This window comes from Sharpea porci, from assembly GCF_009695655.1.
In the GTDB taxonomy this organism is placed as follows: Bacteria; Bacillota_I; Bacilli_A; order Erysipelotrichales; family Coprobacillaceae; genus Sharpea; species Sharpea porci.
Genome location: NZ_VUNM01000027.1, coordinates 15589 through 34465 on the forward strand (window position 1 = coordinate 15589; position 18877 = coordinate 34465).

Genomic DNA, 18877 nt, shown 5'->3' on the forward strand with positions numbered 1-18877 from the left:
AAAGACTTTATGATAGAATGAAACAACGAGGAAATACTATGGATAAACAGAAGAAAAAGAGAATCACATTTAAGGCTTATGTTGTGACAATCTGCATTGTTCTTGTCATCGGGCTAGTTGGGGGATATGGCTTAAGCGGCTTAATTAATAAGGTTGCACCGCAGTCTAATACAAGTAGGGTCAATGAAGTTTATAAGATCTTAAAGAATGCATTCTATGATACAACACATAATAAAACATCGTTGGATACAAGAATACTTAAAGGAATGGTGGATGGTTTGGGGGATATACATTCCCAATATCTCACTAAGGATGAATCAAAGGCTTTTACGACATCAGTGAATGGTGATTATGAAGGAATTGGTATCACGTATTTAAAGGTGCATTCTGGCATCATGGTCAGTCGTGTCTATGAAAATACACCTGCTTATTCAGCAGGAATAAAAGCGGGCGATATTATTGTCAGTGCGGATGGTGTTGATCTTGCGAAACAGTCTTATGATAAGATTCCTGATTTGATTTTAGGGAAGAGTGGGACAAGTGTGATGCTGAAGGTGAAGAAGAATGACCAGTATGTGAGTAAGAAAGTGACACGTAAGGCTGTGGAAACGGATTTCTATGCTTATATAGCGAATAAGAATGGTAAGAATTATGGTTATATTCATCTTAATACGATTGGCAGTAATACGGATAAGAAAGTAGAAAATATCTTAAATGCCTTTAAGGAAAAACATGTCACAGAACTTATTGTTGATTTAAGAGATAATGGGGGAGGCTATGTAGGTACAGCTAAAGATATCCTTTCGCTCTTCAATAAGAAGGGAGAGACACTTTACTATTTACGTGACAAGTCTTCTACTAAGCCACAAAAAGATAATACCAATACTGATTTTGACTATCAGCATGGCTATGTTCTTGTCAACGAGAATACGGCAAGCTCTGCTGAACTTATTGCTTCAACACTTAATGAAGTTGATGGTTTTACGACAGTGGGAAGCAAGACTTATGGTAAAAGTATTATTCAGGTGGAAGATGAGTTATCGAACGGAGCTACATTAAAATATACGGATAGTGAATGGTTGACTTCAAAGAAGAAAGTCATTAATAAAAAAGGAATCAATCCTGATATAAAGATAGAGAGCTATAATCGTGATTTTAATACAAAGTATTTCTCTGATATTTATAAGGTCGATCAGGTTGATGAACATATAAAAATGATGGAAATTATGTTGGAGACATTACATTATCAGCCTGGTAGAAAGGATGGTTATTTTTCTGTTGAAGCTAGTGAAAGCTTAAAACGTTATGAAAATGAGCATCATTTAACTGTTAATGGAGAATATGATTATAATGACTTTGAAAACTTGCTTTCAGATTATATGAATTATATTACTGATACGGCAAATGATCTTGTATTGAATGATGTCTTAGGACGATTATAAAGGGGGGTGTTTGAATGAAGCGTCATTTTGAATTGGTTTCACCATTTCAGCCTATGGGCGATCAGCCAGAGGCTATTAAGGAATTGGTGGAAGGTATTAAGGAAGGCAAGAAGACACAGGTATTACTTGGTGGTACTGGAACGGGTAAGACGTTCACGTTTGCGAATGTGATTGCTGCGGTTAATAAGCCTACACTTGTGCTATCCCACAATAAAACGCTAGCTGCCCAGCTCTATGAAGAACTTAAGGAATTCTTCCCACATAATCGTGTTGAATATTTTATTTCTAATTTCGATTTCTATCAGCCAGAAGCTTATATTCCTAAAAGTGATACATATATTGATAAAGAGGCCCAACAGAATTATGAACTGGAAATGCTTCGCGCAAGTGCAATGAATTCATTATTAGATCGTGAGGATACGATTGTCGTGGGATCAGTGGCTTCAATTTATGGTTTAGGTAATCCAGATCGTTATAAAGAGATGATTTTTGCCCTGCATGTTGGTCAGGAGATTGATCGGCGGGAGCTCTTGAATTATCTTGTTGATCGTCAGTATGTACGTAATGACATGGATCAGACAAAAGGTACTTTTAGAGTGCGTGGTGATGTGATTGAAATTGTGCCAGGGCATACAGAAAGCTATTATGTGCGTGTTGAGCTCTTTGGTGATGAGGTTGATCGTATTACTGAGGCAGATCCTCTAACGGGCAAGACAATTGCGGCTTATAATGCCTATACCATCTATCCTGCTGATGAATATGTCACAAATAAGGAAAACATGTTGCATGCCTGCAAGACGATTGAAGAAGAGCTGAAAGATCGTCTTGAGTACTATACAAAAGAAGGCAAGCCACTTGAGTATGAACGTCTTGATCAACGTACGCGTCATGATGTCGAAATGTTGAGAGAAGTGGGTGTTTGTCCAGGTATTGAAAACTATTCACGTCATATTGATGGTCGAAAGCCGGGCGAACGTCCATTCTGTCTGATTGACTATTTCCCTAAGGATTACTTGTTGATTGTGGATGAAAGTCATGTAATGTTGCCACAGATCAGAGGGATGTTTAATGGGGATCGTAGCCGTAAGGAGACATTGGTGGAATATGGCTTTAGATTACCTAGTGCCTTGGATAATAGACCTTTACGTTTTGAAGAATTTGAAAAACTGATTAATCAAGCTGTCTATGTATCCGCAACACCGGGTGATTATGAACTTGACTCAACAAATGGACATTATGTCGAACAGATTATTAGACCAACAGGATTACTTGATCCCGTTATTGAAGTACGTCCGATTGAAGGACAGATTGATGATATTATTTCAGAAATACAGGAACGTATTGAGAAAGATGAACGTGTTCTGATTACGACACTGACAAAGCGTATGGCTGAAGATTTAACGGATTATCTGAAGGAATTTGGCTTGAAAGTTGCTTACTTACATAGTGATACAAAGACTATAGAACGTTCGGTGATCTTGCGTGATTTACGTTTAGGGCGTTATGATGTCCTGATAGGCATCAACTTGCTTAGAGAAGGTTTGGATTTACCTGAAGTTTCTCTTGTATGTATACTTGATGCGGATAAGGAAGGCTTCTTACGTAGTCGTCGTTCGCTTATTCAGACGATTGGTCGTGCTGCCCGTAATGCGCATGGTAAGGTTATTATGTATGCTGATAATATGACGGATAGTATGCGTGAAGCGATTGAAGAGACACAGCGTCGCCGCAATATCCAGGAAGCTTATAATAAAGCCCATGGTATTACACCAAAGACAATCAAAAAAGATATTCGTGAAGTGATTCATGGCCAGGAAGTCGAAGATCATGCAGCTAAGCTTGTCAAGAAGGGCAAGAAAGCTGGCAAGAAGGCTAAACAGGAAATCATCAGTGAACTTGAGGCACAGATGAAAGAAGCAGCTAAGCGTCTTGACTTTGAACGTGCCATGGAACTACGTGATATGATTGAGGAGATGCGTGATGCGTAAATTAAAATGCAGTCAGCTTGCCCGGACTATCTTTGAGGCCATTGAAGAAGAGGGTGGTCGTGTTTATCTCGTTGGTGGGGTTGTCCGTGATTATATGATGAAGCGGACAAATAAAGACTATGACATTGAAGTCTTTCATATGTCCTATGCCCATCTTGTGGAAATCTTGTCACGTTTTGGTCAGGTCATGACCTTTGGTTCATCCTTTGCGATTATTCATCTTGATACATTGCCTGGCTATGAATTTGCCTTACCGCGAGTAGAACATAAAACAGGGACAAAGCATCAGGACTTTCGTGTTGAAATTGATCCTGAACTGCCTTTAGAGAAGGCTGCTAGTCGTCGTGATTTCACCATTAATGCCTTGATGTATGAATATAAAACAGGGGTGATCTATGATTTCTTTGATGGAATTGGTGATTTGTCAAAAAAACAGTTACGTATTGTGAATGCTGAGAAATTCAAAGAAGATCCCTTACGCTTATTAAGAGCAGCCAGTTTTATTGCACGTTATGATTTAGAATGTACACCAGAGACTTTTGAGGAATGTTTGAAAATGGTTGAAGAAGGCATGTTGGAAGATGTGAGTCGAGAAAGAATCTATGAAGAATATAATAAAATTCTGATGGCACCTCATCCTTCAGCTGGCTTTATCTTCCTACGTGATATTCATGCCCTGCCTTCCTATCTGGAAGCACTTGTTCATACACATCAAAGACCTGACTATCATCCTGAAGGTAATGTCTTCAATCATACGATGTTGGTGCTTGATCTTGCGGCTTTAACGAAGAAAGATGTCAGTGATCCATTGGCCTTTATGTGGTCAGCCTTATTACATGATATAGGTAAGCCAGCTGTGACAACACCGGATGGACATGCACTTAGACATGATAGTGTTGGTGCGGAGGTCTTTGATCGGGAAGTCAAGATCATTCAAGGCAAGAAAATGCGTATCTATGTACGGACAATGATTGCCTATCATATGCGCTTGATGAATATGGCAAGACATCACATCCGGCCAATTACCTATAAACGTCTATTAAAGGAAATTGAAGGTAAGGTTCCAGTGCGTGACTTAATGATGCTTTCACGCTGTGATAAGCTAGGGCGCGGGGCGATTACCTATGATACGATTATCGCATTTGATCAAAAGATGGAAGATATTATGGCCAAGTGTGGGACAGAGGCACCAGAACCTCTTGTCACTGGACAGGATCTTATTGATGCCAACTTTGAAGAGAAAAGCCAATATCGTCAATTACTTGAAAAAGCCTATGACATGCAGCTTGCCGGTTATAGTAAAGAAAAGATATTAAGGGGGTTAAAAAATGGCAAATGATTATATTGTTGTAAAAGGGGCACGTGAAAACAACCTCAAGAATGTCAATGTCTCAATACCAAAAAATAAACTTGTCATTCTGACGGGGTTATCAGGAAGTGGGAAGACTTCACTGGCCTTTGATACGATCTATGCGGAAGGACAGCGTCGTTATGTCCAGTCACTTTCTGCCTATGCCAGACAGTTTATGGGTGGCATGGAGAAGCCGGATGTTGACAGTATTGATGGTTTATCACCAGCTATTGCGATTGACCAGAAAACAACATCCCATAACCCTCGTTCAACTGTTGGGACAGTGACGGAAATCTATGACTACTTGCGCTTACTTTATGCTCGTGTTGGTCATGCCTATTGTCCTCATCACAATATTCTGATTGAAGCCCAAACGATTAAGCAGATGGTGGATATTGTTGATCAGTATGATGATCGTGACAAGCTTCAGATTCTTGCCCGCATGGCTATGAACCAGAAAGGAACGCATAAAGAACTCTTTGAGAAGCTTCTTAAAGATGGCTTTGTGCGTGTTAAGGTTGATGGGGAAATGCGTCTGTTGGAAGATGATATTGTGCTAGAAAAGAATAAAAAACATACGATTGATGTTGTTGTTGACCGTATTGTCAAAAAAGAGGGCTATCATGCCCGCTTAACAGATTCTATAGAGACAGCACTGAAGCTAGCTGATGGAGAATGTATTGTTGAAAACTTAACACAGGGTGTTGAGAAGCTATTTAGTGCCAATCAGGCATGTCCTATATGTGGTTTCTCTGTACCGAAGCTTGAACCACGTCTTTTCTCTTTCAATAATCCATTAGGTGCTTGTCCTGATTGTAAGGGACTTGGGATTAAGGAAGAGGTTGATGATGATTTATTAATTCCTGACTGGAATCTTTCTATTAATGAGGGTGGTTTACGTTATTTTAAGACAGCTGTGGGTACGGATCGTATTGAATGGCAAACATTCACAAAACTGCTAGATTATTACCATATTGATCTCAATAAGCCGCTAAAAGATTTTTCTAAGAAAGAACTGGATATTATATTCTATGGTTCAAAGGAACCTATTCATTATGAAATTACATCATCGAGTGGCAATGTCTCACGTACAACGAAATATATTGAAGGCGTGAAGACATTAATTGAAAGACGCTATCAAGAAACAACCTCATCATGGGCAAAAGAATATTATTCTTCATTCATGGGTGAACATGTTTGTCCTACTTGCCATGGCAATCGTTTAAATGAAATGGTGCTTTCTGTCCAGGTTGGAGGTATGAATATTGCTGAATTTACAGCCATGTCCATAGATCAGGCACTTGACTTCATTACCCATTTAAAATTATCCATCATGGAAGAAAAGATTGCCCGCTTGATTATCAAGGAAATCAAAGATCGATTAACATTCTTACATAATGTAGGTTTAGGTTATTTGACATTGGCTCGTCGTGCTGGCGGTCTATCAGGTGGTGAAGCACAGCGTATTCGTTTAGCGACACAGATTGGCTCACGTTTATCAGGTGTGCTCTATGTTCTTGATGAACCATCAATTGGCTTGCATCAGCGTGATAATGCCCGACTAATTCAGACATTACAGGATATGCGTGATTTAGGTAATTCTGTGCTTGTCGTTGAACATGATGAAGATACGATGCGTGCTTCAGACTTTATTGTCGATGTTGGGCCAGGAGCTGGCATTCATGGCGGTGAGATTGTTGCAGCTGGGACACCAGAAGAAGTGATGGCCAATGAGAAATCTATTACTGGTGCTTATTTATCAGGGCGCAAGAAAATCGCAGTGCCACAAAAACGTCGTAAAGGCAATGGCTTGTATCTTGAAGTACGCGGTGCGAAAGAACATAACCTGAAGAATATCAATGTGAAATTCCCTCTTGGGAAATTCATCGTTGTAACGGGTGTTTCAGGCTCAGGCAAGTCAACCCTAGTCAATGATATCTTAGCTAAGGGTTTAAAGATGAAAATCTATAAGTCAAAAGAAAAGCCTGGCTTACATAAAGAAATCCGTGGCATTGAGAATATTGATAAAGTGATTGAAGTTTCGCAGGAACCGATTGGTCGTACGCCAAGAAGTAATCCGGTGACTTATACCGGTGTCTTTGATGATATTCGTGATCTTTTTGCGAAAACACCAGAGGCTAAGATGCGTGGCTATGACAAAGGACGTTTCTCTTTCAATACAAAAGGAGGACGTTGTGAAGCCTGTCAGGGTGATGGCGTAAAGCGTATTTCGATGCATTTCCTTCCTGATGTCTATGTGCCATGTGAGGAATGTGGTGGCAAACGTTATAATGAAGAAACTTTACAGGTGACATATAAAGGCAAGAATATCTATGATGTGCTAGAAATGACAATTGAAGAAGCCCTTGGTTTCTTTGAGAACCTTCCTCGCATCTACAACAAGATCAAAGCTCTCTATGATGTAGGTCTAGGTTATATTAAGCTTGGTCAGTCTTCCACAACACTCTCTGGTGGTGAAGCCCAACGTGTTAAGCTAGCCAGTGAATTGCAGAAGAAAGCAACAGGTAAAACACTCTATATTCTTGATGAACCAACAACAGGATTGCATTCTGATGATGTCAATCGTCTTATTCAAGTCCTTCAGACAATTGTAGATAATGGTGATACTGTTCTTGTGATTGAACATAATCTTGATGTCATTAAGGTTGCTGATTGGGTTATTGATTTAGGGTTGGAAGGTGGCGATGCGGGTGGTACAATAGTTGTACAAGGCACACCTGAGAAAGTTGCCAAGTGTGCAGATAGCCGCACAGGCTGGTTCTTAAAGGAACTGTTATAAGGAGGATCCTATGAGTAAATCCGCAAAATTAAGTCGTTTATTAGATCTCGATGTTTATAAAAGAGTGACTGGTGATGATGCTTCGATGGAGCGAGAAGTCTATGTTGCTGAAATCAATCGTCCTGGTTTTGAACTTGCAGGTTTCTTTAAACATTCGGATTTTAGAAGAATTATTCTTCTTGGTGAAAAGGAGAATGCGTTCATCCATGAAATGAGTGCAGAAAGTCAGCTCGCTTGTTTCTCCAAACTTGTCAATGATGAAACACCATGTATCATCATTGCGAAAGGCTATAAAGCCCCTGATATCTTAAAGAATATTGCGATTAAGCGTAATTTCCCAATCTTTGAGACAGAATTGTCAACAGGCCGTGTTTCCATCACATTGCAGAGCCATCTTGATGAATTACTTGCTCCAGAGACATTGATGCATGGTGTATTTTTGAATATCTATGGTAAAGGTGTTATTATTCGTGGTGATAGTGGTATTGGTAAGAGTGAAATTGCCCTTGAACTGATCAAGAAAGGGCATCAGCTCATTGCCGATGATGCGATTGAACTCTTCCATATTTCATCAAGTATTCGTGGGCGTTCACCAAAGGTTTTAAAGAACCTGCTGGAAATTAGAGGTATTGGTGTTATTGATGTCAGCAAGATGTTTGGTGCTGGCAGTGTGCTTGATAGCGATATTGTCGAAATGATCATTCAGTTAGAGCGCTGGCTCCCATCACGTGAATATCAGCGTATTGGCTTAGAGGAAGATGAAAATACAGAAGATATCTTAGGTATTCCTATTCATAAGATTGTTGTACCAGTAACAGGTGGTCGTTCAATGGCTGCCATTATTGAAGCAGCTGTCATGAATATGCAGTTAAGATCATCAGGCTTTGATAGTTCAAAGGAATTTATCAATCGTATTCTTGCGAATATCAAGAGTAAACAGGAGTCATAACAATGCAATTTTTTCCATCTTTTAATGTCTTTCTCAAAATTGGATCATTAGAGATACATTACTATGCCCTATGTATTATTTTAGGGGCACTGATTGCCTATGAATTAGGTCAATATCGTTTTAAGAAGCTTGGTTATGCAAGAAATATTCTTTCGGATTATTTCTTTGCATTATTGTTGCTTGGTATTATTGGAGCACGTATCTGGTATGTCATCTTTATGTGGAATGAGCTCTATGCCGCCAATCCTATGGAAATCTTTGCCATATGGCATGGGGGTCTCGCTATTCAAGGGGGGATCTTTGTCGGGCTCATTTATTCCGCCTATTTCTTTAAAAAACATGAAATTCCTTTTCTTGTTGCTGGAGATGCGATTATGCCAGGTGTCTTGGTTGCTCAGGCATTAGGACGCTGGGGAAACTTCTTCAACCATGAAGCTTATGGTTCAGCAGTCAGTCTGCAATTCCTTCAGTCATTACATCTACCACAATTTATCATAAAGAATATGTATATTGAAAATGCTTATCATCATCCTACCTTCCTTTATGAATCAGTAGGAAATATGATTGTCTTTTTCGTCATTATCTTACTTGTCCGTCATTTCTCAAAGAAGAATGGGACACAGTTCTTTAGTTATTTTGTAGGTTATGGTATTGTGCGTTTCTTTGTCGAAGGCTTGCGTACGGATTCATTAATGCTTGGTCCATTGCGTATTGCCCAGGTGATTTCCTTAATCTTTATTGCAGTAGGGATTGCCGGAATGATCTATGTCTACAAGAAGGGAACAGCCCGTACTGATTTTTCATAAAAAGTAGAAAAAAGCTTGTATTTACAAATAGATTGATTATGATGAGGGTAGAAAGAAGCCCCTCCCGACAGTCATGGCATAAGTCATGGCTGTTTTTTTCTTTATATTCATATTGCCGATGATAGTGTATAATGAGTTCTAGGAGTGATTTTTATGGAATTTGTCAATTACAGTGCAAAGATCATTGATCAATATCATGAAAATGCCGCCATATATCGTAGTATGGTCCATGATATCAATGATATCTTTTCAAGAATCATCAAGAAAAATCAATTTCGTATTTCTAATTATGCTGTACGCATTAAAACGGAAGATAGCTTGAAAAGGAAGATTGAATTTAAAAATAAATATCATGATATCAATGATATTACGGATGTTGTAGCAGCAAGAGTAATATTATTATTTGAAGATGATATTGATCGTTTCTATGAAGCTATTAAAGAGAATTTTGAAATTGTTGAATATTGTGATCGTCGTAAGAAGAATCAGGAAGATCGTATTGATTATGGCTATAATTCCTTGCATCTTCTGGTCAAGTTTACGGATGAGCGCTGTCGGATGATAGAGTATTCCGATTATAAGAATCTTGTCTTTGAAGTGCAGATACGTACGACATTACAGCATTCATGGGCTGAGATTGAGCATGGGCTTGGCTATAAGAGCCAGTATGAAATTCCTAGAAATATCCGCCGTCGTCTCACCAGACTAGCAGCAACATTAGAATTATGTGATGAAGAATTTGTGTCTATTTCTAATGCCGTTGATGCTTATAATGAAGGCTTGGTGCATGAAGAAAAAGTGCTGAAGACAGATATCAACAAGAATTCCCTTATTCACTATGTGACAGATACACCAGTCTTAAAAGACTTGTTGGAGCATGCGAAAGAAGATTATGGGGTGAAACTTGATGTTGATGATAATTTGATTACGCAGACAAAACTCATTCATCGTATGCACTATATGGGCTATACTTATATCAATGAGCTTGATGAATTTGTACATAAGAATATACATTCTATTCAATGGATATTCCACCAGCATCTGTCCACATTTCATGAAGGCGACAGCTTTAATCCACTCTATCTCTTAGTGTGGATCAGCATGATTATGCTTGTGGAACAAGGTATTAATGACCCGGAAGAAATCTTTAACCGTGAGGTTGTTGATAAAGTCAGAGATCTAGCAACAAAAGTCATAAATGAACAAGAAAGTGGGGGAGAGTAGTATGAAAATAGAAATATCAAGAAAAATGCAGAATGTACAGGCAAGTGCTATTAGAGAAATCTTAAAGATGACATCGAATCCGGATATCATTTCATTTGCGGGTGGAAATCCTGCCAGTGATGCTTTTCCAGTTGAAGATTTAAAACGTATTTCGGCTGAACTCTTTGAAGAAGATCCTATTGGTCTATTACAGTATGGCATTACTGAAGGTGATGCTGGTTTCTTGGAAGCTGCCAATAAATTCTTTAACCGTGAGGAACAGGTGACAAGAGCTGTTGACCAGATTATTGCCACAACAGGTTCTCAGCAGATTATGGACCTGCTTACAAAAGTGCTTTGTAATGAGGGGGATGTTGTTGCCTGTGAAGAACCAGCTTTCTTGGGTGCTTTGAATTCCTTTAAGGAAGATGGAGCTGTTTTAAGAGGCGTTGGTTTTACTAAAGAAGGAGAGCTTGACTTAGCTCAGCTTGAAACAACATTAAGCATTCAGCCAAGACCAAAATTCTTCTATACTATCCCTAATTTCCAGAATCCGATGGGAACAACTATGTCCCTTGAAACAAGAAAACAAGTGCTTGCGCTATGTAAGAAATATGGAGTCCTCATTCTTGAAGATAATCCATATGGTGCTATACGTTTTACGAATGAACATGTGCCTTCCATCAAATCGCTTGATGAAGATGATATGGTGATCTATGCCGCATCACTTTCCAAGATTCTTGCTCCAGGATTGCGTTTAGCTGTCTGTATTGGGCGAGAAGATATTGTGGGCAAAATGGTTGTTGCGAAACAGGGGGCGGATGTCCATACTAATCTATGGGCTCAGAAAGTCGCAGCTCGCTTCCTTTCAACATGTGATATGAATGCCCATTTATCACGTATCCAAGCTATTTATAAGAAGAAATGTGAATTAATGTTGAAAACAATGGATGAAACATTTGATCAAAGAGTCACTTATACAAGACCTGATGGTGGGATGTTTATCTGGGTGAACTTGCCTGAAGGTAGTGATGTGCTGAAGTTTGCGAAAGAAGCCATTGAGAACAATGTGGCCATTGTGCCAGGTATTTCCTTCTATACAAGTGAAGACAAGCCTTGTTATGCATTGCGCTTAAATTTCTCTACACCAACTGATGAAAAGATTGTCAAAGGTATTCAAATATTAGGACAAATGACCCATCAATTATAAAAGACGGAATTAACATTCCGCCTTTTTTGGCCATTGTGACAACACAACAGCAATAAAAATCAATAAACAACCAATATAATTTATAACTTTCATTCTTTCATGCAGGAAGATTGTGCCAGCAAGAAGAGAAAAGACTGACTCAAGACAGAAAATCAAACTTGCTTCAGTTGGAGGAACATAGCGCTGACCAACAATCTGTAAGGTATAGGCAATCGCACTTGAGAAGACACCGGCATAGACAATTGGCCACCATGAGGCAAGGATGGCATTGATTTGAGGCTTTTCAAAAAGAAACATACAAACAATACTCAATATTCCAGAAACAATAAACTGCGTTGCACTCATCAAGACACCATTCACATGATCAGAATAATGATCAATAATTAATATCTGAAAAGCAAAGGCAAGTGCACAGAGCATTAACTGGATATCACCAATATTAATAGATAAGCCTTCAGCACTATAATTCAACAAATAAAGACCAATTAAAGAAATAACAACACTTAGCCAGACAATCGGTCTTATTTTCTTGTGGAGAAAGACCGAGAGGAAGGGGACGATAATCGCATAAAGCGAAGTAATAAAGCCAGCTTTTGAAGCACTGGTGTTGTTGATGCCAAATTGTTGGAGGTTAGAAGCAATGAAGAGGGCTAGCCCACAAAAGATGCCTCCTATAATCGATGACTTCATTTCCTTATTCTTACGTAAGAGGAAGTAAACTGGAATAAGGACAAGGCCGCCAAGGAGTGTACGAATCCCATTATAAGTAAAGCCACCAATCGTTCCACCACTTTTCTGAGCGACAAAAGCACTTCCCCAGATCATCGCCGTAAAAACAAGTAGAAGATTATATTTTGCACGTGTATTCATATGTTTTTTCCTTTCTATTGAACATATGCTTTCATTATAGCGAAAAAAGAAAACAAAAGAAGCAAAAAAATAAAAAAAGACTTGCATTCTTAAAATCCCCATGGTATATTAATTGAGCATCACGAAGCCGAGTGCTTCTGAAGCAAATGCCTCAATAGCTCAGTTGGTTAGAGCATCTGACTGTTAATCAGGGGGTCGTAGGTTCGAGTCCTACTTGAGGCGCCATCTTGTGGCGGATTGGAGAAACGGTTAACTCACATGCCTTTCACGCATGCATTCACGGGTTCGAATCCCGTATCCGTCACCATTTAGTGGGAGCTTAGCTCAGTTGGGAGAGCGTCTGCCTTACAAGCAGAGGGTCAGCGGTTCGAGCCCGTTAGCTCCCACCATTTTTATAAGATGTTGCCGACTTAGCTCAATTGGTAGAGCAACTGACTTGTAATCAGTAGGTTGTGGGTTCAATTCCTATAGTCGGCACCATGTCGTATAATACTTCCTTCGGGAAGTTTTTTTATGCATAAAGGACAATCTTAGCGATTGTCCTTTATTTTTTGGCTTTAAGTTCATCATTGAATGTTTTGACTTCATCTTGTACTTGTTGGAATGCATTATAAACAAATGCAAATTCACTTTCAGGAATAGCATGATCAAGAATATGAATGATTTCTTGATGGAACTGGTCATGGACTTTTAAAGCTTCTTCCCCTAAAGGCGTGAGGGAGAGAATGATAAAACGATGGTCTTTTGGGTAAGGTTTTTTTGTGAGATATCCTTTCTTAATGATTGTTTTGACATTGGTTGTAAGTGTACCGATCGTTATCTTGAGTCTGGCACTGACATTACCCATGGTTGGGAAGCTTTCCTTCTTGACTGCCTCTAGGACATGCATTTCCGTCAAGGATAAATTGCGATAGTCGCTATGACGGATATATTCTTCCTGAGCTTTCATGACACTTGTGAATACATTACTTATGACATTCATAAAATCAATTTTTATATTATCCATATACATCACCATCTTTATTTTACTTTGACAATCAAATGATGTCAAATATTTAAAGTTTAGTTAATTAAACTTTAAGTTTAATTAACTTGCATTTTCTATGTATAGGACTATAATGATATCGGTATAATAAACATTGAGTTTAGTATATAAAACGGAGGCATTATGGAGATAGGTAAGAAAATAAAGGCATTACGAACCAAGAACGGCTTGACGCTTGAAGAACTTGCTTCACGCAGCGAACTGACAAAGGGCTTTTTATCGCAGCTTGAACGTGACTTAACATCACCAAGCATTAGTACGCTAGAAGATATTCTAGAAGCGTTGGGCACAAATTTATCCGATTTTTTCAAAGAAGAAAAAGAAAAACAGATTGTCTTTAAAGAAGAAGATTATTTTGTGGATGAACGTGAAGATGGGACGGTTGAATGGATTGTGCCCAATGCACAAAAGAATAAAATGGAACCGATTCGTCTTACTCTTCATCAACATCAAAAATCAAAACAGATGCATGAGCATGAAGGGGAAGAGTTTGGCTATGTGCTTCAGGGGTGTGTTGAACTTGTCTATGGTGAAAAGAAGTACAAGATTCATCAGAAAGAAACATTCTATGTTGACGGGTCACATGAACATTATCTCTATAACCCTTATAGTACTGATGCTGTTGTGCTTTGGATGACAACGCCACCATTATTCTAGAGGAGAAAATGAAAATGGATGAAAGAAAGAAAATCATTGAATTTAAACACATCGTTAAGAACTTTGGCGATGCGGTTGTTTTAAAGGGAATAGATCTTGATATTTATGAGAATGAATTTGTGACACTGCTTGGTCCTTCAGGCTGTGGGAAGACAACATTGTTAAGAATTCTTGGGGGCTTTTTGGAACCTAATGAAGGACAGGTTATTCTTGATGGGGAGGATATTAAGAATGTGCCACCATATAAGCGTGAGCTCAATACTGTCTTTCAGCGTTATGCCTTATTCCCCCATATGAATGTCTATGACAATATCGCTTTTGGCTTGAAAATTAAGAAGATGAGTAAGGACGTTATTGATCAGAAGGTTATGCGTATGTTGAAGCTGATTGGTCTTGAAGGTTTTGAGAAAAAAGATGTAACGCTTCTCTCAGGTGGTCAGCAGCAGCGTGTAGCGATTGCCAGAGCACTTGTCAATGAACCAAAAGTATTATTGTTGGATGAACCATTATCAGCTTTGGATCATAAATTGAGAAAAGAAATGCAGTATGAATTAAAACGTATTCAACAAGAAGTAGGGATTACATTTATCTTTGTCACACATGATCAGGAAGAAGCTTTGACAATGAGTGATAAGATCGTTGTTATGAATAAGGGGGAGATTCAGCAAGTTGGTTCTCCTGAAGAAATCTATAATGAACCAGTCAATCGCTATGTTGCTCAGTTTATTGGGGAAAGCAATATTGTACCTGCTATTATGTTGGAAGATGAAAAAGTGAAGTTTGATGACACAGTCTTTGATTGTGTGGATAAGGGCTTTAAGGATAATGAACGTGTTGATGTGATTATTCGTCCTGAAGATATTGATATTGTGCCAGTGGAAAAAGGTAAGATGACAGGTGAAGTACTGTCAGTGTTATTTAAAGGTGTGCATTATGAAATCATGGTGGAAACTGTGCCAGGTACAACAGTAAATGTCAATATGCATATCGTTGGTGATAATACAAAGCGTTCAGAAGATGGCAAGGAAATGATTTCAGCTAATGACTTCTATCTTGACTTAGAAGATATGGAAGGTATTGATGATAAGGAAATTATTGCCCGTGCCGGAGCGCAGGCATGGAATCCAGAAACGGATGAATTTACTTCCATTGCCCATGTTGAAACGGATTTAAAGCAGGAAACAGGTGAATACCATGTCACGTTCTCGACATCCGATGGCCTTGAAGTGACAAGAAAAATCTGGGTTATTGATCAGCGTGTTGTTGAAAACAAGAAAGCAAATGAAGCTATTTCAGCCTTTAACTTCTTTAAGACAGCTGATGAAATTGCGGAATCACAAGCCCTTGATACAGACTTAAAAGTATGGGCCAATGCGCAGGCATGGAAGCTTGATGATGAAGATGAAAATGTTGAACTTTTTGTAGATTATGACTTTGATCCTGAAAACTTACAGCAAGGAATCTACAAAGTGACATTCTCAACAACAGGTCGTGAATTCAAGATTCATACAACGGACTATGTGGAAGAAGGTAAGGAAGTCGGACTTACTTTCAATCCTGAAGATATTCATGTTATGGAAAAGATGGGCTTTTAAATGAAGAAATTTAAACAGCTTGTCATTCCTTATATTGTTTGGTCAATTCTGATGTTATTGTTACCGATGCTGCTGATTGCAATGTATTCATTCATGAAGCAGGGCAATAGCATTCTGCCTTTCAAGCTTACAATTCATAACTATGTCAAATTCTTTACCGATAAGGACTTCTTATTAATCTTATTAAGATCATTATTGATTGCAGTAAAAACAACAATCATTTGTCTTCTTTTAGGTTATCCTCTTGCCTACTTTATTGCCAAGACACCGGAAAAGAAACGTAATAACTTGATTTTACTCATTACTCTTCCAATGTGGATCAATATGCTTGTAAGAACATATGCCTGGATTGGCTTATTATCCAATGATGGTTTATTTGCCTGGATTTTTTCACTCTTAGGCTTTAAACATGTCGAACTGCTTTACACCGAAACAGCGGTGCTTATTGGTATGGTTTATAACTTCTTGCCATTTATGATTCTTCAAATCAATACAGCACTGACAAAAATAGATCCTTCACTGATTGAAGCAAGCTATGATTTAGGTGCAAGTAAGAAAGAAACATTTAGAAGGGTGATCCTGCCATTATCGTTATCGGGTGTTATTTCTGGTATTGCCTTAGTCTTCTTGCCAGCAGTAAGTTCTTTCTTCATTCCTAAATTACTTGGTGGAGGACAGTATTTCCTGATTGGTAATGTTATTGAGAACCAGTTTATTACCGTTGGTGAATGGAATTTTGGTAGTGCGATATCTATGATTATGGCGGTTATTATGATGCTTTCGATGTATGCTGTACGTCGTATAGATTCTAATAATCATCAGCAGGAGGACGAATAATGAAAAAAGAAAAAAGATATTTTGGTCGTCTCTTGATGATTCTTGCACTCATCTTCTTCTATTTACCTATTGTCTTTATGATGGTTATTTCCTTCAATAGTTCTAAATCGTTGACAAGTTTTACTGGTTTCTCTTTGAAATGGTATCAAGCGATGCTCAAGAACCATTCAATGATGGAATCGCTCTATGTCACGATTCTTGTCGCTGTTCTTGCGACTATCATCTCGACAGTTATTGGGACAATGACAGCTATTGGTTTGTCACAATCAACAAAACGTGTACGTCGTTATGTTTCTGTTGTAAATGACTTCCCATTAATGAATCCTGATATCGTTACCGCGATAGGCTTAATGCTTCTATTTATTACTTTGAATATTACAAAAGGTTTTGGAACACTGCTTTTGGCACATATTGCGTTCTGTATTCCCTATGTCATTCTTTCCGTCTTACCACGTGTAAGGGCGCTTGATCCTAATTTAGCTGATGCTGCTATGGATTTAGGGGCGACACCATTTCGTGCCATTCTTCAGGTCATTGTGCCAGAAATCATGCCTGGTATTGTTTCTGGGAGCCTGATTGCCTTTACAATGAGTATTGATGATTTCATTATTTCTTACTTTGTCACTGGGGGCGGAGTAAAGAATCTTTCTATCATGGTTTATACGATGAGTAAGCGTGTGAATCCATCCGTCAATGCCATCTCCACAGTCTTTGTCTTACTGATTACTATTATTCTTATTCTTGTCAATGTTGTTCCAGCTATTCGCTCTAAACATGTCAAAGCAACAACGGAATTGAAAAAGAAAAAGAAATGGCCTGTCTTTGTCGTAGCGGGACTTATCGTAGCTGTTATTATTGGCTCTGTTGCTGGTCTTAAAAGTAATTCGACGGCTAAGTTTGGCGGGCAGACTTTACATATCTATATGCCTAGTGAGTATATTGATGAAGATACGGTTGCAGAATTTGAAGATACAACCGGGGCAAAAGTCATTATGGATAACTTTGATAGCAATGAACAGATGTATATCAAGGTGGCTAATGGTGAAAAATATGACTTACTGATTCCTAGTGATTATATGATTCAAAGATTAATTAGTGAAAATATGTTGCAGAAGCTTGATCAAAAAGCTTTAAAGAAAACATTTAATACAATTAATCCATTAATCTTACATCAATCCTATGACCAAGATAACGCTTATTCCATCCCTTATTTCTGGGGTAGTGTGGGTATTGTCTATGATAAACGTAAAGTAACATTGGATGAACTTGATCGTGAAGGCTTTGCGATATTCAAAGATACAAAGTTCAAGGGACAGGTTTATGTCTATGATTCTGAACGTGATTCCTTCATGATGGCTTTGAAGTCTCTTGGCTATTCAATGAATACAACAAATGAAGCAGAGCTTCAGCAAGCTTATAATTGGTGGGTAGAAGTCATGAAAACAATGGATACTGAAATTGTCACTGATGAAATCATTGATAATATGGCACAGGCAAGAAAGGCATTGGGACTTGTATATTCTGGTGATGCAGCAAGTATTCTATCGACAAATAAGAATATGGGCTTCTATATGCCTAAAGAAGGAACAAATATCTGGACGGATGCAATGGTTATTCCAAAAAATGCTTCCAACGTCCCACTTGCAACTGAATTCATGAAGTATATCTTGAGCAAGAAAGTCGCAATACTCAATTCAGAATATGTAGGCTATACTTCACCAGTTAAAGCTGTTGAAGATCAGCTTGCGAAAACAACATTTAAAGGTAATGCAGCTTATACACCACGCTTAGGCTATGCGAAAGATGAAGTCTTTGGCTATAATGATAAATCACGTAAGATTATTGCGGATTTATGGTCACGTGTTAAAGTTGCAGCAAGTAATGCTTAGGAGAATGGCTCGCCATTCTCCTTTTTTCTACATATGCATATAAAAATAGCTTTATAAGCCCCATATATCGCCTCAGAGAAACTTTCTTCACTTTTTTGAGAAAAACCCTTGCAAAGAGTGAAGATGCGTGGTACTATAGGCGAGCAGTCCCGAGAGGGACGCAAGCCGAACACTGATAACTGAACAGAAACACGTCAGATAAAACAAGAATTGACATTCGGAAGAATGAAAGCAT

At 38.5% G+C, this 18877-nt stretch carries 14 protein-coding genes and 4 tRNA genes; 16 read left to right on the forward strand and 2 right to left on the reverse strand.

The features are described from left to right. Positions 1-38: 38 nt before the first annotated feature. From FYJ79_RS09940 to FYJ79_RS09975, 8 genes are all read left to right on the forward strand, one after another. Positions 39-1442, forward strand: a complete 1404-nt coding sequence (locus FYJ79_RS09940; protein ID WP_195837070.1) for a S41 family peptidase — start codon at positions 39-41, stop codon at positions 1440-1442. A gap of 14 nt (positions 1443-1456) precedes the next feature. After that, entirely contained in the window at positions 1457-3430 is a 1974-nt protein-coding gene (gene uvrB / locus FYJ79_RS09945) for an excinuclease ABC subunit UvrB (protein ID WP_154517659.1), read from the forward strand. After that, complete coding sequence (locus FYJ79_RS09950; protein ID WP_154517693.1) at positions 3423-4769, forward strand: CCA tRNA nucleotidyltransferase; 1347 nt, start codon at positions 3423-3425, stop codon at positions 4767-4769. The genes uvrB and FYJ79_RS09950 overlap by 8 nt, the downstream gene beginning before the upstream one ends. Continuing rightward, entirely contained in the window at positions 4759-7581 is a 2823-nt protein-coding gene (gene uvrA, locus FYJ79_RS09955; RefSeq protein WP_154517696.1) for an excinuclease ABC subunit UvrA, read from the forward strand. Before FYJ79_RS09950 ends, uvrA begins: the two co-directional genes overlap by 11 nt. A gap of 10 nt (positions 7582-7591) precedes the next feature. After that, positions 7592-8530: an HPr(Ser) kinase/phosphatase gene (gene hprK / locus FYJ79_RS09960; protein WP_154517699.1), complete on the forward strand. Its 939-nt coding sequence runs from the start codon at positions 7592-7594 to the stop codon at positions 8528-8530. Between the two features lie 2 nt (positions 8531-8532). Beyond that, a complete protein-coding gene (gene lgt / locus FYJ79_RS09965; RefSeq protein ID WP_154517702.1) occupies positions 8533-9336 on the forward strand; it encodes a prolipoprotein diacylglyceryl transferase in 804 nt (267 codons plus the stop codon). A 153-nt stretch (positions 9337-9489) separates the two neighbouring features. Continuing rightward, a complete protein-coding gene (locus FYJ79_RS09970; RefSeq protein WP_154517705.1) occupies positions 9490-10560 on the forward strand; it encodes a GTP pyrophosphokinase in 1071 nt (356 codons plus the stop codon). Between the two features lies 1 nt (position 10561). Next, on the forward strand, positions 10562-11749 hold the full coding sequence (locus FYJ79_RS09975) for an aminotransferase-like domain-containing protein (RefSeq protein ID WP_154517708.1): 1188 nt from the start codon (positions 10562-10564) through the stop codon (positions 11747-11749). A 9-nt stretch (positions 11750-11758) separates the two neighbouring features. On the opposite strand, the gene FYJ79_RS09980 is transcribed toward FYJ79_RS09975, so the two are convergent. Next, on the reverse strand, positions 11759-12619 hold the full coding sequence (locus tag FYJ79_RS09980; RefSeq protein WP_154517711.1) for a DMT family transporter: 861 nt from the start codon (positions 12617-12619) through the stop codon (positions 11759-11761). A 148-nt stretch (positions 12620-12767) separates the two neighbouring features. On the opposite strand from FYJ79_RS09980, the gene FYJ79_RS09985 reads away from it, so the two are divergent. The 4 genes from FYJ79_RS09985 (at position 12768) to FYJ79_RS10000 (ending at position 13099) form a co-directional block, all read left to right on the forward strand. After that, a tRNA-Asn gene (locus FYJ79_RS09985) sits at positions 12768-12844 on the forward strand. A 6-nt stretch (positions 12845-12850) separates the two neighbouring features. Beyond that, positions 12851-12926: transfer RNA gene (locus tag FYJ79_RS09990), tRNA-Glu, on the forward strand. 6 nt (positions 12927-12932) lie between these two features. Further along, a tRNA-Val gene (locus tag FYJ79_RS09995) sits at positions 12933-13008 on the forward strand. A gap of 15 nt (positions 13009-13023) precedes the next feature. Then, positions 13024-13099: transfer RNA gene (locus tag FYJ79_RS10000), tRNA-Thr, on the forward strand. 64 nt (positions 13100-13163) lie between these two features. Here FYJ79_RS10000 and FYJ79_RS10005 read toward each other — a convergent pair. Beyond that, positions 13164-13625: a MarR family winged helix-turn-helix transcriptional regulator gene (locus FYJ79_RS10005; RefSeq protein WP_229771449.1), complete on the reverse strand. Its 462-nt coding sequence runs from the start codon at positions 13623-13625 to the stop codon at positions 13164-13166. 162 nt (positions 13626-13787) lie between these two features. Here FYJ79_RS10005 and FYJ79_RS10010 point away from each other — a divergent pair, with 162 nt between their 5' ends. From FYJ79_RS10010 to FYJ79_RS10025, 4 genes are read left to right on the forward strand one after another with little or no spacing between them, the layout of a single operon-like run. Continuing rightward, the gene (locus FYJ79_RS10010; protein WP_154517718.1) at positions 13788-14321 is read left to right on the forward strand and encodes a helix-turn-helix domain-containing protein; all 534 of its coding nucleotides are present in this window, start codon (positions 13788-13790) and stop codon (positions 14319-14321) included. Between the two features lie 14 nt (positions 14322-14335). Next, positions 14336-15916 (forward strand): ABC transporter ATP-binding protein, encoded by a 1581-nt coding sequence (locus tag FYJ79_RS10015; RefSeq protein WP_407695596.1) that lies wholly within the window; start codon positions 14336-14338, stop codon positions 15914-15916. After that, positions 15917-16753, forward strand: coding sequence for an ABC transporter permease (locus FYJ79_RS10020; RefSeq protein ID WP_154517724.1), 837 nt, complete (start codon positions 15917-15919; stop codon positions 16751-16753). Then, positions 16753-18642 (forward strand): extracellular solute-binding protein, encoded by a 1890-nt coding sequence (locus tag FYJ79_RS10025; protein ID WP_154517727.1) that lies wholly within the window; start codon positions 16753-16755, stop codon positions 18640-18642. The genes FYJ79_RS10020 and FYJ79_RS10025 overlap by 1 nt, the downstream gene beginning before the upstream one ends. Positions 18643-18877 lie beyond the last annotated feature (235 nt).